General features: G+C 70.4%; 20 protein-coding genes. 7 read left to right on the top strand and 13 right to left on the bottom strand.

The genetic code is table 11. The features are described from left to right. Window positions 1-4: 4 nt before the first annotated feature. The 4 genes from hutG to ACOQFR_RS09055 are packed head-to-tail and all read right to left on the bottom strand — an operon-like array spanning window position 5 to window position 3998. Window positions 5-781: an N-formylglutamate deformylase gene (hutG, locus tag ACOQFR_RS09070; protein WP_421381110.1), complete on the bottom strand. Its 777-nt coding sequence runs from the start codon at window positions 779-781 to the stop codon at window positions 5-7. Between the two features lie 8 nt (window positions 782-789). Beyond that, window positions 790-2061, bottom strand: a complete 1272-nt coding sequence (locus ACOQFR_RS09065) for an NAD(P)/FAD-dependent oxidoreductase (RefSeq protein ID WP_421381108.1) — start codon at window positions 2059-2061, stop codon at window positions 790-792. Between the two features lie 22 nt (window positions 2062-2083). Further along, window positions 2084-3481 (bottom strand): DUF418 domain-containing protein, encoded by a 1398-nt coding sequence (locus ACOQFR_RS09060; RefSeq protein ID WP_421381106.1) that lies wholly within the window; start codon window positions 3479-3481, stop codon window positions 2084-2086. A gap of 37 nt (window positions 3482-3518) precedes the next feature. Then, complete coding sequence (locus ACOQFR_RS09055) at window positions 3519-3998, bottom strand: FKBP-type peptidyl-prolyl cis-trans isomerase (protein ID WP_421381103.1); 480 nt, start codon at window positions 3996-3998, stop codon at window positions 3519-3521. 37 nt (window positions 3999-4035) lie between these two features. Between ACOQFR_RS09055 and ACOQFR_RS09050 the strand changes: the two genes are divergently transcribed. Then, on the top strand, window positions 4036-4635 hold the full coding sequence (locus ACOQFR_RS09050; RefSeq protein WP_421381100.1) for a C40 family peptidase: 600 nt from the start codon (window positions 4036-4038) through the stop codon (window positions 4633-4635). A gap of 101 nt (window positions 4636-4736) precedes the next feature. Here the strand turns inward: ACOQFR_RS09050 and ACOQFR_RS09045 are convergent, their stop codons facing one another. From ACOQFR_RS09045 to ACOQFR_RS09035, 3 genes are all read right to left on the bottom strand, one after another. After that, entirely contained in the window at window positions 4737-5129 is a 393-nt protein-coding gene (locus tag ACOQFR_RS09045; protein WP_421381097.1) for a YbaN family protein, read from the bottom strand. Next, a complete protein-coding gene (locus ACOQFR_RS09040; RefSeq protein WP_421381094.1) occupies window positions 5126-5611 on the bottom strand; it encodes an acyl-CoA thioesterase in 486 nt (161 codons plus the stop codon). Before ACOQFR_RS09040 ends, ACOQFR_RS09045 begins: the two co-directional genes overlap by 4 nt. A gap of 72 nt (window positions 5612-5683) precedes the next feature. Beyond that, complete coding sequence (locus ACOQFR_RS09035; RefSeq protein ID WP_421381091.1) at window positions 5684-6247, bottom strand: YkvA family protein; 564 nt, start codon at window positions 6245-6247, stop codon at window positions 5684-5686. A gap of 341 nt (window positions 6248-6588) precedes the next feature. On the opposite strand from ACOQFR_RS09035, the gene ACOQFR_RS09030 reads away from it, so the two are divergent. Together ACOQFR_RS09030 and ACOQFR_RS09025 are read left to right on the top strand one after the other, a co-directional pair. After that, a complete protein-coding gene (locus ACOQFR_RS09030) occupies window positions 6589-7908 on the top strand; it encodes a DEAD/DEAH box helicase (protein ID WP_421381088.1) in 1320 nt (439 codons plus the stop codon). 219 nt (window positions 7909-8127) lie between these two features. Continuing rightward, a complete protein-coding gene (locus tag ACOQFR_RS09025) occupies window positions 8128-8520 on the top strand; it encodes a hypothetical protein (RefSeq protein ID WP_421381085.1) in 393 nt (130 codons plus the stop codon). On the opposite strand, the gene ACOQFR_RS09020 is transcribed toward ACOQFR_RS09025, so the two are convergent. Both ACOQFR_RS09020 and ACOQFR_RS09015 read right to left on the bottom strand, forming a co-directional pair. Continuing rightward, the gene (locus tag ACOQFR_RS09020) at window positions 8517-9380 is read right to left on the bottom strand and encodes a DMT family transporter (protein ID WP_421381082.1); all 864 of its coding nucleotides are present in this window, start codon (window positions 9378-9380) and stop codon (window positions 8517-8519) included. The two genes, ACOQFR_RS09025 and ACOQFR_RS09020, sit on opposite strands and share 4 nt — an antisense overlap. After that, window positions 9377-10651 carry a dicarboxylate/amino acid:cation symporter gene (locus tag ACOQFR_RS09015; protein ID WP_421381079.1) on the bottom strand — a complete coding sequence of 425 codons (1275 nt, stop codon included), beginning with the start codon at window positions 10649-10651 and terminating at the stop codon, window positions 9377-9379. Before ACOQFR_RS09015 ends, ACOQFR_RS09020 begins: the two co-directional genes overlap by 4 nt. 134 nt (window positions 10652-10785) lie before the next feature. On the opposite strand from ACOQFR_RS09015, the gene ACOQFR_RS09010 reads away from it, so the two are divergent. Next, window positions 10786-11862, top strand: coding sequence for a calcium/sodium antiporter (locus tag ACOQFR_RS09010; RefSeq protein WP_421381076.1), 1077 nt, complete (start codon window positions 10786-10788; stop codon window positions 11860-11862). Window positions 11863-11865: 3 nt separating this feature from the next. Here ACOQFR_RS09010 and ACOQFR_RS09005 read toward each other — a convergent pair whose 3' ends face one another. Then, the gene (locus tag ACOQFR_RS09005; protein ID WP_421381073.1) at window positions 11866-12318 is read right to left on the bottom strand and encodes a CopD family protein; all 453 of its coding nucleotides are present in this window, start codon (window positions 12316-12318) and stop codon (window positions 11866-11868) included. Window positions 12319-12522: 204 nt separating this feature from the next. On the opposite strand from ACOQFR_RS09005, the gene ACOQFR_RS09000 reads away from it, so the two are divergent. Beyond that, the gene (locus tag ACOQFR_RS09000; protein WP_421381071.1) at window positions 12523-14418 is read left to right on the top strand and encodes a DEAD/DEAH box helicase; all 1896 of its coding nucleotides are present in this window, start codon (window positions 12523-12525) and stop codon (window positions 14416-14418) included. 50 nt (window positions 14419-14468) lie between these two features. Here the strand turns inward: ACOQFR_RS09000 and ACOQFR_RS08995 are convergent, their stop codons facing one another. Continuing rightward, window positions 14469-15107 carry a hypothetical protein gene (locus ACOQFR_RS08995; RefSeq protein WP_421381067.1) on the bottom strand — a complete coding sequence of 213 codons (639 nt, stop codon included), beginning with the start codon at window positions 15105-15107 and terminating at the stop codon, window positions 14469-14471. A gap of 107 nt (window positions 15108-15214) precedes the next feature. Between ACOQFR_RS08995 and ACOQFR_RS08990 the strand changes: the two genes are divergently transcribed. After that, a complete protein-coding gene (locus ACOQFR_RS08990; RefSeq protein WP_421381064.1) occupies window positions 15215-16408 on the top strand; it encodes an NAD(P)/FAD-dependent oxidoreductase in 1194 nt (397 codons plus the stop codon). 36 nt (window positions 16409-16444) lie between these two features. Here the strand turns inward: ACOQFR_RS08990 and ACOQFR_RS08985 are convergent, their stop codons facing one another. Further along, window positions 16445-18265, bottom strand: a complete 1821-nt coding sequence (locus ACOQFR_RS08985) for a DUF885 domain-containing protein (RefSeq protein ID WP_421381061.1) — start codon at window positions 18263-18265, stop codon at window positions 16445-16447. A 114-nt stretch (window positions 18266-18379) separates the two neighbouring features. Between ACOQFR_RS08985 and ACOQFR_RS08980 the strand changes: the two genes are divergently transcribed. Beyond that, window positions 18380-20161 carry an acyl-CoA dehydrogenase C-terminal domain-containing protein gene (locus ACOQFR_RS08980; RefSeq protein ID WP_421381058.1) on the top strand — a complete coding sequence of 594 codons (1782 nt, stop codon included), beginning with the start codon at window positions 18380-18382 and terminating at the stop codon, window positions 20159-20161. Window positions 20162-20309: 148 nt separating this feature from the next. Here ACOQFR_RS08980 and ACOQFR_RS08975 read toward each other — a convergent pair whose 3' ends face one another. Then, window positions 20310-20882, bottom strand: a complete 573-nt coding sequence (locus ACOQFR_RS08975) for a DUF1415 domain-containing protein (RefSeq protein WP_421381055.1) — start codon at window positions 20880-20882, stop codon at window positions 20310-20312. Between the last annotated feature and the right edge of the window lie 8 nt (window positions 20883-20890).

Raw genomic sequence — 20890 nt, 5'->3', positions numbered from 1 at the left:
GGCCTCAGGCGAGCGCGGTTTCCAGCAGTTTCGTCAGCACCTGCTGCAGCGCCTGCGCGCGGTCGCGATCATAGCGACCGTTGACTTCATCCATGTAGGTGCACTGCGCCAGCTCCAGCTGCACCGCGTCCACGCCCGCCCCGGGCCGTCCGTAGTGGCGCGTGATGTAGCCACCCTTGAAGCGGCCGTTGGCCACCCAGGTGTAGTCGTCCTGCGCCTGCAGCACCGCCTCGAGCCGGGACTGCAGCTCCGGCGTGCAGCTGGCGCCGGCGGCCGTGCCCAGGTTGAAGTCCGGCAGGCGGCCTTCGAACAGGAACGGCACCTGGCTGCGGATGGAATGGCCTTCCCACAGCCGCACGCGGCCGTGCTGCGCATGCAGGCGCGCAAGTTCGCCGGCAAGCGCCTCGTGGTAGGGCCGCCAGTAGCGTTCGACGCGCGCGGCCACTTCCTCCGGCGATGGCGCCTGTCCCGGCAGGTACACCGGTTCGCCGCTGAAGCGCACCGCCGGGCACAGGCCGGTGGTGTTTTGGCCGGGATACAGCGATACGTCGTCCGGCGGGCGGTTGAGGTCCACCACGTAGCGCGAATAGTTCGGCACCAGCAGCGACGCGCCCAGTCCGCGTGCGAAGTCGTAAAGCCGGCTGACGAACCAGTCGGTGTCGGGCACGCCGCGGGCTTCCGGCGTGACGCGCGCGGCGATGTCCTCGGGCAGCGCGATGCCGTCGTGCGGCAGGCTGATCAGCAGCGGCGCGGTGCCGCGGTGCAGGGTGAAGACGTCCATGCCGCAGTCTAGCCGGCGCCGCGCGGGGCGTCGAAGCGCGCTGGCGCGTAAGGCGCCGGGTCGATCAGCGGCGCGCGCCCCAGCATCAGGTCGGCCACCACGCGGCCGCTGCCTGCGCTCATGCCCATGCCCATCATGCCGTGGCCGGTGGCCAGCCACAGGTTGTTGTGGCCCGGCGCCCGGCCCAGCAGCGGCACGTCGTCCACGCACATCGGCCGCCAGCCGCACCAGCTTTCCTGCTTCACCGGGCCGACCGGCACGTGCAGGTACTCGGCCGCGCCCGATTCCAGCGCGGCCAGCCGCGTGGCGTTGAGCCGGTCGTCGTAACCGCTGAACTCCATCGTGCTGCCCAGCCGGAAGCCGTCGTCCCAGGCGGTGACGCAGACGCTGCGCTCCTTGAGCACCAGCGGGCGCCGCGGCACCTGGGCCGGCCGCGTGTAGGTGATCGAATAGCCCTTGCCAGGCTGCACCGGGATGCGCAGGCCCAGCATGCGTGCAAAGCCGGCCGACCACGCGCCCATGGCCAGCAGCACCTTGCCGCCGCTGCGCCGGCCTTCGCTGGTCTGCACGGCGGTGATGCCGTGGCGGCCGCGTTCGAAACCGCCCACGTGCACGCCTTCTTCGATCACGCCGCCCGCGGCGCGCACGATGCGCGCCAGCTCGGCGGTGTAGCGGTCGGGCCGCAGCTGGGCGTCGCCGGGGAAATGCAGGGCGCCGGCCATGCCCGGGCGCAGGGCCGGTTCGTCGGCGGCCAGGGCGGCGCCATCGAGCACCTGCGCGACGATGCCCAGTTCGGCCAGCAGCGGCAGGTCTCGCTGCTGCTTCTCCAGCGCGCGGGCGCTGCGGAAAACGTAGTGGAAACCGCTGGCCTCGAAACCGCAGTCCAGGCCCTGGCCGTACACCAGGTCTTCGGTCAGGGCGCGCGAGAGGTTGAGCAGCGCGCCCTTGGCCAAGCCGCTGGCGCGCCAGTCGCGCGCGTTGCAGCGGCCGGCCATCTGCAGCAGCCAGCGCATCAGCGCCGGATCCCAGCGCGGGCGGATGTACAGCGGCGCCGCCGGGCTGAGCATCCAGCGCAGCGCCTGGCCGATCATGCCCGGCGCGGCCAGCGGCGGTGCGTGGCTGGGGGTGAGCGTGCCGCAGTTGCCGTGCGAGGCGGCGCCGCCGACGCGCCCCTGTTCCAGCACGCGCACGCTGCGGCCCTCGGCCAGCAGGTAGTGCGCGCAGGCCAGGCCGATCACGCCCCCGCCCAGGATCAGGACGTCGGCGTCCTCGTGGCTCATGCCCGGCGGCACCGCAGCGGCGTCACCGGCTCACGCGCCGCATCGGCGGCAGCTGCAGGTAGGTGGCGGCGCGCCACAGCCATTCCATCGGGCCGAAGCGGAAGCGCGCCATCCACCAGTGGCTCAGCGCCACCTGCAGCGCGAACAGCGCGAACACCAATGGAATCTGCCAGGCGCGCGGCATCTGCTCGAAATAGCCCAGGCCATACCCGTAGAAGATGCTGGTGCAGACCAGCGACTGCATCAGGTAATTGGTCAGCGCCATGCGGCCGGCCGGCGCCAGCAGGCGGCCCAGGCCCGCGCCGGACGGGGTGCCCAGCGCGTGCACGATCCAGGCCAGGTAACCCAGGCTGAGCAGCGTGCCGCCCAGCATGGCCAGCGACTGCGAGCCGCCCATCACGATGTCCATGCGGCCGACGTCCGTGGTGGGCGCCAGCCAGTACGAGAACAAGGTCATGGCCAGGCCCACCGGCATCGCGCCCCAGCGCAGCGCCGCGTAGAAGCGCGCATGCGCCGCGGGGTTGGCGATCACACCGCGGCGCACGAACCAGGCGCCCAGCAGGAACAGGCCCAGGATGTTCCAGCCCCAGAACGCCAGGTAGCCCAGCATCATCTTCAGGTCGGCCCAGCGCTGCGCGGTGGCCTCGGCGAAGGATCCGGACCCGTAGGCTTCGCGCTGGGCCGCGATCACGGCGGCCATGCGCTCGCCTTCGGCCCCCATCTCGCGGGTCCAATCGGCCGCCGATTCCGGCGTGGACATCGCTGCGCTGCCCAGCAGGCCCATGCAGAAGATGAAGAGCGGCGTGAACAGCAGCAGCAGGCTGGCGTACACCGCCAGGCCCGCGCCCGGCACCCGCGACAGACCGACGAACAGCAGCAGCGGCAGCACCAGCAGCGCAGCCATCGGCACGCCGGCCGCGACCGCCACCACGACCACCGCGATGCTCAGCGCCACGCCCACCGCGGCCCAGCGCGGCAGGCTGAGCCCGTGCATCGCCACCATGAACAGCAGCACCAGCGCGATCAGCGCATACGACGTCAGCACGTCGCCCGGCCACAGCAGCAGGGCGTGCGCCAGGCCAATGCCCAGCAGCACCAGCGACCGCCGCAGGTACACCGCCACGAACGGCCGGCCCGCGGCGCGGGCGCGCGCCATCATCACCGCGAAGCCCATGCCGAACAGCAGCGAGAACAGCGGGTAGAACTTGCCCTGCACGAACAGGTACACGAAGGTGTCGGCCCAGCGGTCGGCGCCCTGCAGCGCCGGGTTCACGCCCGTGACCGAGGCCATCAGCGGCCCGGCCATGCCCTCGATGTTCATCAGCAGGATGCCCACCAGGGCGAAGCCCCGCAGCACGTCCATGGCCTGGATGCGGTCTTCGCCGGCCACCGGCGCCAGCACGTTCGGATGATCGGTCATGCGCCAGGCCTCCCCGCCTTGGTTGTTGCCAGAAGCGTCAGTGCTGCGCGCCGCCCTCGCCGTGCACGTGGCCGTGCTCGATCTCGACCGGCTCGGCTTCACGCACGTCCACGATCTCGACCTGGAACTGCAGCGACTTGCCCGCCATCGGGTGGTTGAGGTCCACGTCCACCACGGTGGCACCGACCTTGACCACGGTGACCGCGCGCGGCCCCACCGATGTGTTGATCACCACCTGCTGGCCCGGTGCCAGGCGCGGCTCGCGGATGTGCTTCTTGGGCACGCGCTGGGTGAAGCCCTCGCGGCGCTCGCCGTAGGCCTGCCCGGGCTCGACGGTGGCCTCGAAGCTGTCGCCGGCGACGCGGTCCATCATCGCGGCCTCCAGGCCCGGGATGATGTTGCCGTGGCCGATCAGGATGGCCAGGGGCTCGCGGTCGCGCGAGCTCTCCACCGGCGGCTGCCCCGGCTCGGAAACGGTGTAGTGGAAGCGGACGACGCGGTTCTTCTCGATCTTCATTTTTTTTCCGGATGGGGCCGGTGACGCGACCGGCGCGATGGGGCACACTCGGCCCGTGACAGCGAACGCGCATTATCCCGGCCGATCCCGGCCAGCGCCAGTTCCGCGCGCGGCGCCTGGCTGGCGTGGCGCCGGGGCGCTTGTGCTGCTGGCGGCCCTGCTCGCCGCCTGCGGTTCCGCGCCGGAACGCCGGACCACCCCGGCCCGCGCGCCGGCGGCGCCCGCGCTGCAGATCGTGGACGTCAGCCCGGCCGACCCGATGCGCGCCAACGACGTGCTGATGCGCGCCCTGGGCCTGGTCGGCACGCCCTACCGCTGGGGCGGCAACACGCCCGAGGGGGGCTTCGACTGCAGCGGCCTGGTCGGCTACGTGTACCTGGATGCCGCGCGCCTGTTCCTGCCGCGCACCACCCGCGAGATCGCCAAGATCAAGGCGCGCACGCCACCGCGCGATCGCCTGGCCTCGGGCGACCTGGTGCTGTTCGCCAACGGCGGCAGCGTCTTCCACATCGGCATCTACGTCGGCGAGGGCCGCTTCGTGCACGCCCCCAGCACCGGCGGCACCGTGCGCCTGGACCGCCTCGACGGGCCCTACTGGAGTCGCCACTATGCGGGGGCGCGGCGGGTCCTGGATTGAAGGCTGGCCGCGGATTGACGCGGATGAACGCGGATAAAAGCGGATAGAACCAATCTCAATTTTTACTTCGCTTTATCTGCGTTCATCCGCGGTCATCCGCGTCAATCCGCGGTCGGCTTCTCCGGTTCGGGACGCAGCCACAGCCAGGTCCCGACGAGGGCCATGATCGCGGTGCCGGTGGCGGCCATCCACCAGCGGGGGGCGGTGAGGAAAAAGATGACGGCGCACAGGGCCATCGTGCCCAGGGCCCAGTGCTTGGCGCGGCGGCTGACGGCGCCGGTGGCCTGCCAGTCGCGGATCATGGGGCCGTAGAGGCGATGCGCCAGCAGCCAGGCGTGCAGACGGTCGGAGCCGCGCGCGGCGGCGTACGCCGACAGCAGCACGAAGGGCGTGGTGGGCAGGCCCGGCAGGAAGATGCCGATCACGCCAAGGGCCAGGGCCAGGTAGGCCAGGCACAGCCACGCCCATCGCCTGGCGCGCGCGCCCAGGCTCATGCGTCGCGCAGCGAGGCCACGGCGTGTTCGATGTCCTTGCTCAGGGCCATCACCTTGAGCGCGTAGTCGGCGATGCGGCGGTCGTCTTCGGACTCGGGGGTCCAGGGCGGCACCGCGGTGGGCTTGCCTTCGACGCCGTCCAGGGCCACGAACACGATCACGCAGTGGGTGCACAGCCGCTCGCCGCCGTCCTGCATCGGATCGCGGGCGCGCACGTCGATGGCGAAGTGCATGCTGCTGTTGCCGGTGTAGACCAGCTTGGCGGTGACGGTGACCAGGTCGCTGGTGCGGATCGGCGCCACGAAGCGGATGCCGCCCACCGCCACCGTGACGCTGTAGCGGCCGCTCCAGCCGACCGCGGCGGCATAGCCCACCTGGTCGATCCACTTCATCACCACGCCGCCGTGCACCTTGCCGCCGTAGTTGACGTCGGTGGGCTCGGCCAGGAAACGGAAAGTCAGTTCACGCTGCGCACCGCTCATGCCCGAAGCTCCCGATGCCGCAAGGCGCGGCCAGGCTTGATTCTAGCGCCCCGGGGCGCCGCCCGGCCGGGCTCAACCCTGGAGGGGAAACGGACCGGCGGGCCCGGCCGCGCCGGCCACCGCGTCGCGCACCGCGCGCCGCCGCATGCGGGCGTGCAGCCGATCGCGCCGGCGCGCGAGGTCGCGGGCCATGGCGATGCGTGCGTCGGGGCCTTCGGCCTCGGGCTGGGCCGCGCGCGCGGTGCAGAACTCACCGTAGGCGCCCATCACGTGCCGGATGCCGCGCATCAGCAGCTCCAGCATGATCGCGTCGTCGAGCAGGCCGATCACCGCCACGTCGTCCGGGATCAGGTCCTCGGGGTCGCTGAAGTAGGCCAGCAGCCGCAGCACCTCGGCGCGCTCGACCTGCGGCAGCGCCCAGGCCTCGTCCTCGAGCATGCCGATCAGGTGCTCCACGTCCAGCAGGCGGCGGCGGATGTAGCCGGGCGCGCTGGCGATGGGCAGCGTTTCCAGCGAGTGCCTGGCCGCGGCCACGATGTCGCCCTCGTCGGCGCAGGCCACGCGCCGCTCGGCCCGGGCCAGCGCCTCGTGGAAGCGGTCGATGTCGCCGGGCTCGAGCTCGAAGGTGATCTTCATCGCCCGCATCCTACCCGCCCGTTCCGGCCACCACCCTCCCCCGTTGGTCACGGCCACGGGCCGGTCCGGCGCGCCGCCGGCTGAACGGCCGATACAGCCGCGCTGGCCGGCGCGGCCGGTTTCGCGTAACCTTCGCCCTGTTTGCTGCACGGCTGACCGTTTTCCCCCGGTATGCCCGCCACCCAGGTCCCGAGTCCGCTCGCCCTGCGTCTGGCCCCACTCCGCACGCCTTTCGCTGCGCAAACCCGTCAGGCCCAGCTCGGGCCCTGCCGTAAAACCAGCTTCACCAGCTCGCAGCGCGGTTTCAGGGAACGCTCCGGGTTACGCAACGGAGTACATCCATGTCTTTTGAAACCCTTGGGCTCGCGCCCGAGCTGAACCGTGCGCTTGCCGAACTCGGCTACGCCAACCCCACCCCGATCCAGGCCGAAGCGATTCCGCTGGTCATGGCCGGCCACGACCTGATGGGCGGCGCCCAGACCGGCACCGGCAAGACGGCGGCCTTCTCGCTGCCCCTGCTGCACCGCCTGGCCCAGGCCGGTCCGCAGAGCGGCCCGCGCAAGCCGCGCGCCCTGGTGCTGGCGCCGACCCGTGAGCTGGCCGTGCAGGTGTTCGACAGCCTGCGCGCCTACGGCAAGCACCTGCGCCTGAACGCCACCACCGTCTACGGTGGCGCCGGCATGCAGCCGCAGATCGACGCGCTGCGCCGCGGCGTCGACATCCTCGTGGCCACCCCGGGCCGCCTGCTCGACCATCTCGAGCGCCGCAGCGTGGACCTCTCGCACGTCGAGATCCTGGTGCTGGACGAAGCCGACCGCATGCTCGACATGGGCTTCCTGCCCGCGATGAAGCGCGTGATGGCCAAGATCCCGTCGCGCCGGCAGACCCTGCTGTTCTCGGCCACCTTCGAGGACGCGATCAAGAAGCTGGCGATGGAATTCCTGCGCGAGCCCAAGGAAGTGCAGGTGTCGGTGCGCAATGCCGTGGCCACCAACGTCACCCACATCGTCCATCCGGTGGATGCCAGCCGCAAGCGCGACCTACTGCTGGAAATCCTGTCCAAGCGCTACCAGGACCAGGTGCTGGTGTTCGGCCGCACCAAGCACGGCTGCAACCGTCTGTCGGAGCAGCTGGACAAGGCCGGCATCAACTCGGTCGCCATCCACGGCAACAAGAGCCAGGCCCAGCGCCTGAAGGCCCTGCGCGACTTCAAGTCGGGCAAGGCCCGCGTGCTGGTCGCCACCGACGTCGCCGCCCGCGGCCTGGACATCCCGCTGCTGCCGATGGTGATCAACTTCGACCTGCCGATGGTGGCCGAAGACTACGTGCACCGCATCGGCCGCACCGGCCGCGCCGGCGCGTCCGGCGAGGCGATCTCGCTGGTGTCCTCCGACGAGGGCGGCCTGCTGCGCGCGATCCAGCGCGTGCTCAAGGCCGACATCGAGATGGTGGAAGTCGAGGGCTACACGCCGCAGCGTCCGATCCGCATGGGCAACGATGCGCCCTCGGGCCGTCCGGCCGGTGGCCAGCGTCCGCCGCAGCGCCACGCCCGCCGCCCGCACGTGGGCACCGAGCGCCACGCGCACGCCGGCCCCAAGGGCCCGCGCGACGGCGCCCGCGACGGCCGCAGCCGCAACGACGGCACCCGCCCCGCGCGCTGATCCGCGCCCGCGGTGCATGAAGAAGGGCCGCCCTGTGCGGCCCTTTCTTTTTGCGTCGGTTTCCATTTGGCGCCGGCGGCGCCGTGCCAGCCATGCGGCGGCCAAAATATCCCCGGACCCCACGTTTCTTGCGAACCACGACCCAGGCAACCGTCCAGCGCTTGTCTTTTGCGCGGGCCCGGACGAAGCTGCGCGCAGTCGAACGGGGAGGAAGCGGCGATGATCCGCAGCGTGCTCGCGGTACTGGCGGGGATCGTGGTGATGGGTGTGATGGTGGCCGCCATCCAGTGGCTGGGGCATTCGATCTATCCCCCGCCGCCCGGCCTGGACCTGACCAACCCCGAAGCGGCGAAATCCCTGATCGCCGCGATGCCGCCCATGGCCCTGGGCATGGTACTGGTGGCCTACGCGGCCGGCAGCTTCCTAGGCGCCTACACCGCCACCACCATCAGCCGCGCGCACAAGCGCGGCGTGGCCATCGTCATCGGCGTGGTGATGCTGGCGCTGGTCGCGGCCAACTTCGCGGCCATCCCGCATCCGCTGTGGATGATGGTGGCGGGCGTGCTGGTGCCGCTGCCCTTCGCCCTGCTCGGCTGGCGACTGGCGCGCTAGTCGGCGTGCCGCGCGCTCAGCGCGGCTCCGGCCAGCAGCAGGGCGACCGCCACCGCCTGGCTCCAGTGCGGCGTGGCGCGCCCTGCGAGCAGCAGCCAGCCGGTGCTCAGCACCGGGGCGGCGTAGGACAGGGTTCCCAACAGGGCGAGGTCGCCGCGCTTGGTTCCGATGTCCCACAGCCAGAACGCGATGCCGGTCGGGCCCAGCCCCAGGGCCAGCAGCAACAGCCATTGCACGGGCGTCGGTGCCACCGTGGTTTCCAGCGCCAGGTGCAGGCAGGCACCGAACAGACCCACGGCCAGGCAGGTGCCGGCCATCGCGGTGCTGGGGGCCGCGGCATGGCGCCGGTTGAGCACCGAATACAGCGCCCAGACCAGCGCCGCGCCGAGCGCGGCCGCGTAACCCGGCCAGTGCGCCGGATCCACCTGCACCTGGCCGCCCCGCGACACCAGCAGCACCGCGGCGGCCAGGCCCAGCGCCGTGCCCAGCCACTGCGCTGCGCGCACGCGGGTGCCGCCAATCGCGGCAGCGAACACCACGATCAGCAGCGGCCAGAGGTAATTGATCAGGTTGGCCTCGACCGCCGGCGCATGCTTGAGCGCGAAGAAGTAGAGCCCGTGGTACCCCAGCAGTGCGGCAATGGCCAGCCGCGCCGCGGGCCATGGCTGCCGCAGCGCGCCAAGGCCCGGACCACCGGGGCGCAGCAACAGCGCGCAACCCGCCAGCCCGGCGATGCCAAACCCCGTCGCCAGCACCTGGAACACCGGCAGGCGACCGGTGCCTGCGGTCAACAGCGCCAGCGTCGACCACAGCAGCACGGCGGCCAGTCCGGCCAGCGTGGCGCCGTGCCGCGGGCTCATCGCCGGGCCTCGTCCCCTTCCAGCGCGATGTCGGTGTTGGCGGCGTCGTAGGCGGCCTGGTCCAGCAGGCCGGTTTCCTTCGCCACCAGCACCGGCACCAGCACCTGCCCGGTGACGTTGGTCATCGTGCGCATCATGTCCAGCACCCGATCAATGGCCACCAAGTAGCCGATGCCTTCCAGCGGCAGGCCGGCCGAGCTGAGCACCACGGTGGCCATCACCATCGCGGTGCCCGGCACGCCCGCGGTGCCGAAGCTGCCGAGTACCGAGGCCAGCAGGATCACGAAATACTGCTGCGCCGACAGGTCCAGCCCGAAGTACTGGGCCACGAACACCGCGGTGAGCGCGGGAAAGATCGCGCCGCAGCCGTCCATCTTGATGCTGGCACCCAGCGGCACCGCGAAGGCGGCGTACTCCGGCTTCACGCCCAGGCTGTGGGTGGCCGCGCGCAGCGAGGCCGGCAGCGCCGCGAAGCTGGACGAGGCGACGAAGGCGATCTGCATCGCGGGCGCCGCGCCGCGGAAGAAGCGCAGCGGGTTCAGCCCGTGCGCCAGCAGCAGGCCGCCGTAGACGAACACGATGTGCAGCGCGCAGGCCAGGTACAGCGCGAACACGAAGCCGCCCAGCGGCAGCAGCCGCTCGAAGCCATAGGTGCCCACCAGCGCAGCGATCAGGCCGAAGGTGCCGATCGGCGTGAACTCCAGCACGAAGCGCGTGACCTGGATCATCACCGCGCTGGCCTCGCCCGCCAGCGCGCGCAGCCCGGCGGTGCGTTCGCCCAGCTTGACCAGGGCGAAACCCAGCAGGCCCGCGAAGAAGATCACCTGCAGGATGCGGCCCTCGGCCAGCGCCGCGAACGGATTGGCAGGCACCACGTCCAGCAGCACCTGCACCGGCCCGGGCACCACCTTCTCGACGTAGGTGTCGGCCACGGTCAGCGGCTCCAGGCCCAGGCCCGGCTTCAGAAGCACGCCCACCGCCAGCCCGACGCCCACCGCCAGCACGGCCGTGCCGGCGAACCACAGGAAGGTGCGACCGCCCAGCGCCGCCACCGACTGCTGGCCGTGCAGGCTGGCCACCGCATTGATCACCGCGAAGAACACCAGCGGCGTGGCGATCATCTTGATCAGCGTGACGTACAGCGTGCCCAGCGGCTGGAACCAGGGGCCGGCCTGTTCGCCGACCAGCCAGCCCACCAGGCCGCCCAGCACGAAGCCGGCCAGCACGCGCTGCCAGAACGGAATGCGGAACCAGCGTGCCGCCAGGCCCATGTCAGCCCCCTTGAAGAGTTGCCCCGACGATACCGGGGGCCGCGGCCCCGGTCACGCGCCCGCGGCCGGCACACGCGTCAACGCACCGTTGCAGGCGATAATCGTCCCACCCCACCTGCGCCGCGAACCTGCCCATGACCTTCCTGATGTTCCTCGCCGGACTGGCCCTGCTGATCCTCGGCGCCGACCTGCTGGTGCGCGGCGCCTCGCGGCTGTCCCTGTCCCTGGGCATCGCGCCGCTGGTGGTCGGACTGACGGTGGTCGCCTTCGGTACCAGCGCGCCCGAGCTGGCGGTGTCGGTCAAAGGCGCGCTCGACGGCCAGACCGACCTGGCCCTGGGCAACGTGGTGGGCAGCAACATCTTTAACGTGCTTTTCATCCTGGGCGTCTCGGCGCTGTTGGCGCCGCTGGTGGTGGACCGCCAGCTGATCCGGCAGGAAGTGCCGATCATGATCGGGCTGTCGGCCATGGTGGTGTGGATGGCGACGGACCTGCGGCTGTCCTTCCTCGATGGCGCCCTGCTGCTGGGGGCGCTGCTGGCCTACATCCTGCTGCTATACCGCCAGGGCACGCGGGCCGCCCCGGCCGAAGTCGCCGACGCGTTGCTGACCAATCACCCCGGCCTGCTGTCGCGCCTGCCCGTGCAGTTGGCCCTGATCGTCGTCGGGCTGGGCATGCTGGTGCTGGGCTCGCGCTGGCTGGTGGACGCCGCCACGGTGGTGGCGACGATGCTGGGCGTCAGCCCGCTGGTGATCGGCCTGACCATCGTCTCGGCGGGCACGTCGCTGCCCGAAGTGGCCACTTCTGTGATCGCCGCGCTGCGCGGCGAACGCGAGATCGCCGTGGGCAACGTGCTGGGCAGCGGCATCTTCAACCTGGGCGCGGTGCTGGGCATCAGCGCCATGGTGTCGGGCACCGGCCTGCAGGTGCCCGCCTCGCTGCTGGCCTTCGACCTGCCGGTGATGCTGGCCGTGGCGGTCGCCTGCCTGCCGGTGCTGTTCACCGGCCACCTGATCGCCCGCTGGGAGGGCGCGGTGTTCCTGGGGTACTACGTGGCCTACACCGTCTACCTGGTGCTCAATGCACAGGCGCACGATGCCCTGGACGAGTTCACGCTGGTGATGCAGACGGTGGTGATCCCGCTGACGGCGCTGACCCTGGCCGCCGTGGCCTGGCGAGAGTCCAGTCGCTGGCGCCGGACCAGGGGCTGAGCCTCAGAAGGGCTTGGCCAGCACCAGCCAGATGATCGGCACCAGGGCCAGCAGCGGCAGCTCGTTGAACCAGCGCATCGTGGTCGGCGACGGCAGCGTGCCGCCGGCGGCCGCCCGCTTGAGCCAGCGCCCGGCGACGATGAAATAGGCCAGCAGCGCCGCCACCAGCGTCAGCTTGGCGTGCATCCACTTCATGCCGGCCACGATATCGGGCCACAGCTCGGGCGAGAGCTTGTGGCCCAGCCACAGCAGCAGGCCCAGCACCACCGCGATGCCGAACATGCTGTGGCCAAAGCCGTACAGCCGCCGCCCCATCAGCACCAGCCGCGCCTGCACGTCGGCCTGGCCGCGGGTCTCGGCCAGGTTCACCAGGATCCGGGGCAGGTAGAACACAGTCGCCATCCAGGCGATCACGAACACGAGATGGAAGGTTTTGGTCCAGAAATAGGCGGCCATGCGGAGTCCGTGGGAGGGGGCAGTGCGCGCAGGATGCCATGGTCCGCGGCCCGGGCCGGGTGAAGTCCGGCCGCCGGCCGAAAATCCACGCGGCTCAAGCGCTTGCGGCCGCTTTAGGGTACAATGCGCGCCTTCTTCGTGTCCGTGGTGTGCCGGTATGCGAAGTCTCCCCGACGAGATCGGACCCAGACCTACGGACTCCCCATGACCGCCCAGACGACCGAGGCGCCCAGCGCGCCCATGCAATTCCGCGAACTCGCCCTCAGCGAAGCCCTGCTCAAGGTGCTGACCGAGCTGGGCTACGAGTCGCCCTCGCCGATCCAGGCGGCCACCATCCCGCACCTGCTGGGCGGCCGCGACGTGCTGGGCCAGGCCCAGACCGGCACCGGCAAGACCGCCGCGTTCGCGCTGCCGATCCTGTCCCAGATCGACCTCTCGCAGACCAAGCCGCAGGCCCTGGTGCTGGCGCCCACGCGCGAACTGGGCATCCAGGTCGCCGAGGCCTTCCAGCGCTACGCCACCCACATGCCGGGCTTCCACGTGCTGCCGATCTACGGCGGCCAGAGCTATGGCCCGCAGCTGCAGGCCCTGCGCCGCGGCGTGCACGTGGTGGTGGGCACCCCGGGGCGCATCATCGACCACCTGGAGAAGGGCTCGCTGGACCTGTCCCTGCTCAAGAACCTGGTGCTGGACGAAGCCGACGAAATGCTGCGCATGGGCTTCATCGACGACGTCGAGGCGATCCTGAAGAAGATGCCGGCCGTGCGCCAGACCGCGCTGTTCTCGGCCACCATGCCGCACGCGATCCGCCGCATCGCCCAGACCTACCTCAAGGACCCGGTGGAAGTGACCATCGAGGCCAAGACCCGCACCGCCGACAACATCCGCCAGCGCAGCTGGGAAGTCAGCGGCATGCACAAGCTCGACGCGCTCACCCGCATCCTCGAGGCCGAACCCTTCGACGCGATGATCGTGTTCGCCCGCACCAAGCTGGCCACCGACGAACTGGCCGAGAAGCTGCAGGCGCGCGGCTTCTCCGCTGCCGCCATCAACGGTGACGTGGTTCAGGCCCAGCGCGAGCGCACGATCCAGCAGCTCAAGGACGGCAAGATCGACATCCTGGTGGCCACCGACGTGGCTGCCCGCGGCCTGGACGTGGAGCGCATCAGCCATGTGCTGAACTACGACGTGCCGCACGACACCGAAAGCTACGTGCACCGCATCGGCCGCACCGGTCGCGCCGGCCGCAGCGGCGAGGCGATCCTGTTCATCGCCCCGCGCGAACGCAACCTGCTGCGCGCGATCGAGCGCGCCACCCGCCAGCCCATCACCCCGATGGAGCTGCCGACCGTGGCCGATGTCAACGACGTGCGCAAGTCCAAGTTCAAGCAGCAGATCACCGATACCCTGGCCGGCGGCGAGCTCACCGAATTCCGCAAGCTGATCGAGGACTACGAGCGCGAGATGAACGTACCCGCGATCGAGATCGCCACCGCCCTGGCCAAGATGGCCCGCGGCGACGTGCCGCTGCTGATGGAGCCGCCGAAGTTCGAGGCCAAGAAGCGCGCCTTCGACCGCGACGTCGCCGCGGCCACCGACCGCTTTTCCAAGCCCTCGCGCTTCGACAAGCCCGAGCGCGGCGAGCGCCCGGCCCGCGCCGAGCGTCCCGAACGTCCCGCCTTCCCGAAGAAGACGCGCGAGCCGCGCACGCCCGACGAGGGCAAGGCCACCTTCCGCATCGAGGTGGGCTACGACCACGGCGTGAAGCCCGGCAATATCGTCGGCGCCATCGCCAACGAAGCCGGCCTGGACGCCAAGCACATCGGCCGCATCGAGATCTTCGAGGACCACACCCTGCTCGACCTGCCCGACGGCATGCCGCCGGACGTGATGAGCCACCTCAAGACGGTCTGGTGCGCCGGCCAGCAGCTGCGCATCACCCGCGACGGCGATGCGCCGGACACGGCCGGCAAGGTGGCGGGCAAGAAGCCCTTCGGCAAGAAGCCGTTCGCCGGCGGCAAGAAGGAATTCGGCCCGCGCAAGTTCGGCGACAAGCCGCCGTTCAAGAAGCCGCACCGCAAGGGTCCGCCGGGCGAATAAGCGGACGCAGGACCGGAAGACGAGGCCGCGCAATGCGCGGCCTCGTCGTTTCAGGGCTGGAGCAGCCCCGCCCCCAGGCTCTTGCTCAGCAGCGGCAGGTGCGGACGCAGCAGTTCGGCATTGGCCTGGGCAGCGGACGGATCGGCCTGCGCGTCCGCGCCCGGCAGCGACGGCAGGCCGGGGATCGAACCCACGTCCACCAGCAGCGGCATGGCTGCCAGCGCCTGGCTGCGGATGAAGTGGTACTCCTCGCGCGACAGGCCGGCCTGATTGACGCCCTTGAGCTGGGCCTCGCGCGCCCGCTTCAGCAGCCGCGTCATTTCAGAGTACGCCGCCGCCATGTCCTGGAACGAAGCCTCGCCGCCCTGGCGCAGCGCCTGTGCCTGGCGCACGCGCTCGGCCAGCTGGCCCAGGTCGGCGCCCATCTCCTGCACGAATACCTGCTGCACCTGCACCAGGGCCTGCACCTGCTCCGGCGTCAGCCGGCCGTCGTCGGGCGCGGTGAAGGGCTCCTTGTTGACCACGCCCTCGCCCAGATCGAGCGTCTGGGTCCAGGCCTTCGCCTCGCCCACCCACTCGCTGCCGGCATTCCACATCGGCCGCAGCACGAACCACCAGGCGGCGGCGAGGCCCAGCAACAGGACCACGATCACGATCAGGCAACCGCTGAGCCACTTCTTGGCCGACATGGAGCGCATCCGTCTTCGTCAGTGAGGGCCACAGGTTAGCCGAGGGCACGGGCCCGGGGCATCCCCCGCTATCATGCCGGCCACATGGACACCCTGCCCCGCCACCGATGAGCCAGGCCACCGCGCAGGTCGACGTGCTGGTGATCGGCGGCGGCGCCGCCGGCCTGATGTGCGCCCTCACCGCCGGCCGCCGCGGCCGCCGGGTGCGCGTGGTCGAACATGCCAACCGCTGCGGCAAGAAGATCCTGATGTCGGGCGGGGGCCGCTGCAATTTCACCAACACCGGCACCACGCCGGCCAACTTCCTCTCCGCCAATCCGCATTTCTGCAAGTCGGCGCTGGCGCGCTACACGCCGGCCGACTTCATCGCGATGGTGCAGGCGCACGGCATCGCCTTCCACGAGAAGGAGCTGGGCCAGCTGTTCTGCAACGAATCGTCGAAGCAGATCGTGGCCATGCTGCTGGCCGAATGCGCGGACGCCGGCGTGCAGGTGCAGGTGTCCTGCGCCGTCGACAGCCTCGACGCCGTGCCCGGCGGCGGCTGGCGGATCGGCACGAGCCAGGGCGCGCTAGAAGCCGAATCCGTCGTGGTGGCCACCGGCGGGCTGTCGATCCCCAGCATGGGCGCCACCGGCTTCGGCTACGAGCTGGCGCGCCGCTTCGGCCACGCCGTGCTGCCCACCCGCGCCGGGCTGGTGCCGCTGACGCTCAGCGGCAAGCACCAGGAGCATTACGCCGAGCTGTCGGGTGTCGCGTTTCCGGTCGAGGCGCGCTGCGGCAAGGCGCGCTTCCGCAACGCGATGCTGGTCACCCATCGCGGCCTGAGCGGCCCGAGCATCCTGCAGATCTCCTCGTACTGGGAACCGGGCAAGGAGCTGCTGCTGGACCTGCTGCCGGAACACGACATCGCCGCCTTCCTGCGCGAGCGCCAGCAGGCGCAGCCGGCCGCCGAACTGCGCACGGTGCTGGGCGAGGTGCTGCCCAAGCGCTTCGCGCAGCGGCTTTGCGAGGTGTGGTTCCCGAGCAAGCCGATGAAGCAGTACACGCACAACCAGCTGCCCGACATCGCGCGGCAGCTGGCGCACTGGCCGATCACCGCCAGCGGCACCGAAGGCTACCGGACGGCGGAAGTCACGCTGGGCGGGGTGGACACCGATGGCGTGTCGTCCACCACGATGGCGTCGAAGCACGTTCCCGGGCTCTACTTCATCGGCGAAGTGCTCGACGTCACCGGCTGGCTGGGCGGCTACAACTTCCAGTGGGCCTGGGCCAGCGGCCACGCCGCGGGCCAGGCCTGCTGAGCGGCGGGACGGCGGCCACGCCGCCGCCCACCCACGTCACTGGATCGGCTCGTCCAGCAGCAGCTGCCGCGCAAAGCGCACTGGCGGCGCGCCGTAGGACAGCATGCGGTCGTGGTAGTCCTTGAGCGCGAACTGCTCGCCCCACTTCGCCTCGGCGGCCTTGCGGGCGTCGAAATGTTCCTGCGAGCCGACGAAGTACGTGGCCAGCTGGGTGGACGAGAGCTGCGCCCGCACCCACTTCCCCTCCGCCTCGCTCTGCTGCTGGAAGGTCTGGCGCACCATCAGGTCCATCGCCTGTTCCTTGCTCCAGCCATCCACGTGCACGCCCTGGTCGAGGATGGCATTGGCCACCGCGCGGGCATAAAACTTGAGCTGCATCAGGCGGAAGCGCGGGTCGTTGTCCAGGTAGCCGGCGTCGGCCACCATGCGCTCGGTGTACACCGCCCAGCCTTCGGCGAACGGGCCCGAGCGCAGCACCGCGCGCAGGGTGGAGGGATGCTCGACCGAATGCGCGCCCTCCAGGTAGTGGCCGGGCATGGCTTCGTGGATGGTCAGCACGTGGATCATGAAGTCGTTGTATTCGCGCAGGAAGGAATCCACCTTCGCCGCGTCCCAGGACTCCGGGATCGGCGAGATCGCGTAGTAGGTGTCCAGGCCGCGGTCCAGCGGCCCGGGCGAATCGCAGTAGGCCACCGAAAAGCCGCGCTGGAACTCCGGCATCAGGATGATCTTGACCGGATCGTCGGGCACCGTGACCAGGTCCTTGTCGCGCACGAACTGCGTCGCCACGTCCAGCGTGTGCTTGGCGAAGTCCACCACCTCGTCGCGGCCGGGCTTCTCGGCGTAGGCCAGCTCCAGCGCAGCCTCGATGGCGGCCTGGCGCTGCGCCTCGTCCGGCTGCTCGGGCATCGGCGGCGCGTCCGGCCGGTCCTTGAGCGCGGTGCGCGCCACGGCGTACATCTCGTCGCGCACGCGGGCCAGTTCGGCCTCGGCGCGCTGGCGGATTTCGGCGCGACCCAGGGACGAGTTAAGGGCGAACCGCAGCTGCTGGTCGTACTTCTCGGCGCCGATGCGGAAATCGCCGGCGGCATTGGGTACCAGGGTCTTGTCCAGCCAGACCTGGTGTTCTTCGACCGCGGCGCGCACCGTCGCCACCGCAGCGTCCAGGCGCGCGCGCTCCTCGCCCTGCAGCTGGTCCGCCGCCGGCAGGATGAAACCGTCGAGCAGGCTCAGCACGCCGCGGTTCTGGGCGGCGACGGTTTCGGCATGGGTCTTGGGCACGCGCGCCGGATCCAGGTTCTCACGCGCCTGCGCCAGCAGCGCCGGCAGTTTTTCCATGCGTGCGGTGGCGGAGCGCAGCCGGTCGGGCATCGGTGCGAACTCGCGCGCCATCAGGCTGTAGATCGCGCCGCCGGCCAGGCTGCTGTAGACCTGCGGGTCCCAGGCCCAGCGCTGCATCACCTCGTCGTCCCAGATCGCGTATTCGAGCTGGTTGCGCAGGATGCGCGCGTCCACCTGGTTTTCCCGGCTCAGCTGGCCGGCATCGATGGCGGTCAGCTCGGCCAGCATGCCGCGGGCCCAGTCGGTGCCCCGCTCGCGGCCGGCGGCGCTGAGGTCGTCGATCTCGCTGTCGTGCCGGTGCTCGCCGATGCCGGTGGCGCTGACCGGCGACAGGGCCAGACCCTCGTCCAGGTAGCGGGCCGCGAGCGTGGCGAACGCGGCATCGGCCGGCGCGGGTGCGGTGGAGGTGGCCGGGGTCTCGGCGGAGGCAGCGGGCGCGGCGGCGGCGGCGCCGTCCGCGCCGCAGCCGGCGATCAGGACGGTGGCCAGGGCGATGGCAAGAAGCGTACGGCGCATGGGTATTCCCGAAGATGGCTGAGCCACCGAGCATAGCGCCGCGGCGGGCGTCACAGTCCGTACGCAAGGGTATGTTAGAGTCCGCGCCACCCTCACCCACCCCGGTCGCTTCCCATGCCCCAGTACACCGCGCCGCTGCGCGACATGCGCTTCGTATTGTTCGAGCTGCTCAAGGTCCAGGACGAGCTCAAGGCGCTGCCGCCGTATGAAGCCATCGACGTGGAGACCATCGACGCCGTGCTGGAGGAAGGCGCGAAGTTCGCGAGCCAGGTGATCCAGCCGCTGAACCAGGTCGGCGACCGCGAAGGCTGCACCTTCCACGGCCAGGGCGTGGTCACCGCGCCCACGGGATTCAAGCAGGCCTATGCCCAGTTCGTGGACGCGGGCTGGCCCTCGGTGGGCTGCGATCCGGATTTCGGCGGCCAGGGCCTGCCGACCATCCTCAACAACCGTCTGTACGAAATGTGGAACTCCGCCAACCAGGCCTGGCTGATGTATGCCGGCCTTTCGCACAGCGCCTACGAATGCCTGATGGCCTTCGGCACCGACGAGCAGAAGCAGGTCTACCTGACGAAGATCGTGTCGGGCGAATGGACCGGCACCATGTGCCTGACCGAGCCGCACTGCGGCACCGACCTGGGCATCCTCAAGACCCGGGCCGAGCCGAAGGGCGACGGCAGCTTCGCCATCACCGGCACCAAGATCTTCATCAGCGCCGGCGAACACGACCTGGCCGACAACATCCTGCACCTGGTGCTGGCGCGCCTGCCGGATGCGCCGGCCGGCACCAAGGGCATCTCGCTGTTCCTGGTGCCGAAGTTCCTGCCCGATGCGAACGGCGCCGTGGGCGAACGCAACTCGCTGGCCGCCGGCTCGATCGAACACAAGATGGGCATCCACGGCAACGCCACCTGCGTGATGAACTTCGATGCCGCCCAAGGCTGGCTGATCGGCGAGCCGCACAAGGGCCTGGCCGCGATGTTCGTGATGATGAACTCCGCGCGCCTGGGCGTGGGCATGCAGTCGCTGGGCCAGGCCGAGGCCGCCCACCAGAACGCCGTGGCCTACGCAAAGGACCGCCTGCAGGGCCGCGCCCCCACCGGCGCCGCGCTGCCGGCCAAGGCGGCCGACCCCATCATCGTGCACCCCGACGTGCGCCGCATGCTGCTCACCAGCCGCGCCTACACCGAGGCCGGCCGCGCGTTCACCACCTGGACCGCCCTGCTGATCGACCGCGAGCACGCGCATCCGGATCCGGCGGTGCGCGAAGAGGCCGACGAGCTGATGGCCCTGCTGACGCCCGTGGTCAAGGCCTTCATCACCGACACCGCGCACGAGACCACCAACCTGTGCATGCAGGTCTACGGCGGCCATGGCTACATCAACGAATGGGGCATGGACCAGTTCGTGCGCGACGCGCGCATCAACATGATCTACGAGGGCACCAACGGCATCCAGGCGCTGGACCTGCTCGGCCGCAAGGTGCTGCTGGACGGCGGCGCCAAGTTCGGCCGCTTCGCCCGCCTGGTTGAGGATTTCCTCAAGCAGCAGTCGGGCAACGCCGCGATGAACGAGTTCACCGCGCCGCTGGCCAAGCTGCTGGCCGACACCGCGCGCCTGACCGGCGAAATCGGCGCCAAGGCCAAGGCCGACCCCAACGAGGTCGGCGCGGCCTCGGTGCCCTACCTGCGCATCGTCGGCCACCTGGCCTATGCCTGGCTCTGGGCACGCATGGCCGCGGTGGCGCTGGACAAGACCGACGACGGCTTCTACGCCGCCAAGGTCGCGACCGCGCGCTTCTACTTCGCCTGGCTGCTGCCGGAAACCGACCACCAGTTCCGCGCCGCCCGCGCGGGTGCGCCGACCCTGATGGCGACCCCTGCCGAGATGTTCTGACGGTTTTTTTTGACGCGGATAAAAGCCAATCACGCGGATAGTGCAAAAGCGAGCAAGGTTGGTTCTTGCCGGATCAAGCTTCCATTCGCTCTGGCTCTATCCGCGTAATGGGCTCTTATCCGCGTCTAAAAACAAAACCCAAAAACGCCTACCGCCAAAGCGCCGCCCAGCCCTCGGGACCCAGCCGGCGCAGGGTCTCGATGTTGGTTTCGAAGATGCGGCCGGCGTCGGGGAAGGCGGCGACCGCCTTGTCGACGCTGTCCTCGCGCAGTAGGTGCAGGCAGGGATAGGGCGCGCGGTTGCTGAAGTTGCCCATGTCGCCGGGTTCGCTGTCGGCGAACTGGTAGTCGGGGTGGAAGCTGGCGACCTGCAGCACGCCATCCAGCCCGAGTTCGTCCACGGCCGCGTCGGCGATGTCCAGGAAGTCGTTGTAGTCCAGGAAATCGGCCAGCACGCGAGGATGCACCAGCAGCGTGGTCTCGATGTCGGCCGCATCGGCCGACGCCAGCAGCTGCAGCTCGTGCAGCAGGTCCTCGATCAGCGCCTCTTCGTCGGCCGCATGGCTGACCACGTAGCGGATCTGCCGCTTGACGTGCACGGCCTTGGCGAAGGGGCACAGGTTGAGCCCGATCACGGCCTTCTCCAGCCATTCCCGCATCGCGGCAATCACCGTCTCGTCGGCCAGCGGCTCGATGCCGTGCAGGGGATCGTGGTCGGACATGATTGCTC

The organism is Arenimonas sp. MALMAid1274, assembly GCF_049195245.1.
In the GTDB taxonomy this organism is placed as follows: domain Bacteria; phylum Pseudomonadota; class Gammaproteobacteria; order Xanthomonadales; family Xanthomonadaceae; genus Arenimonas.
This window is presented reverse-complemented; position numbering and strand designations above follow the sequence as displayed.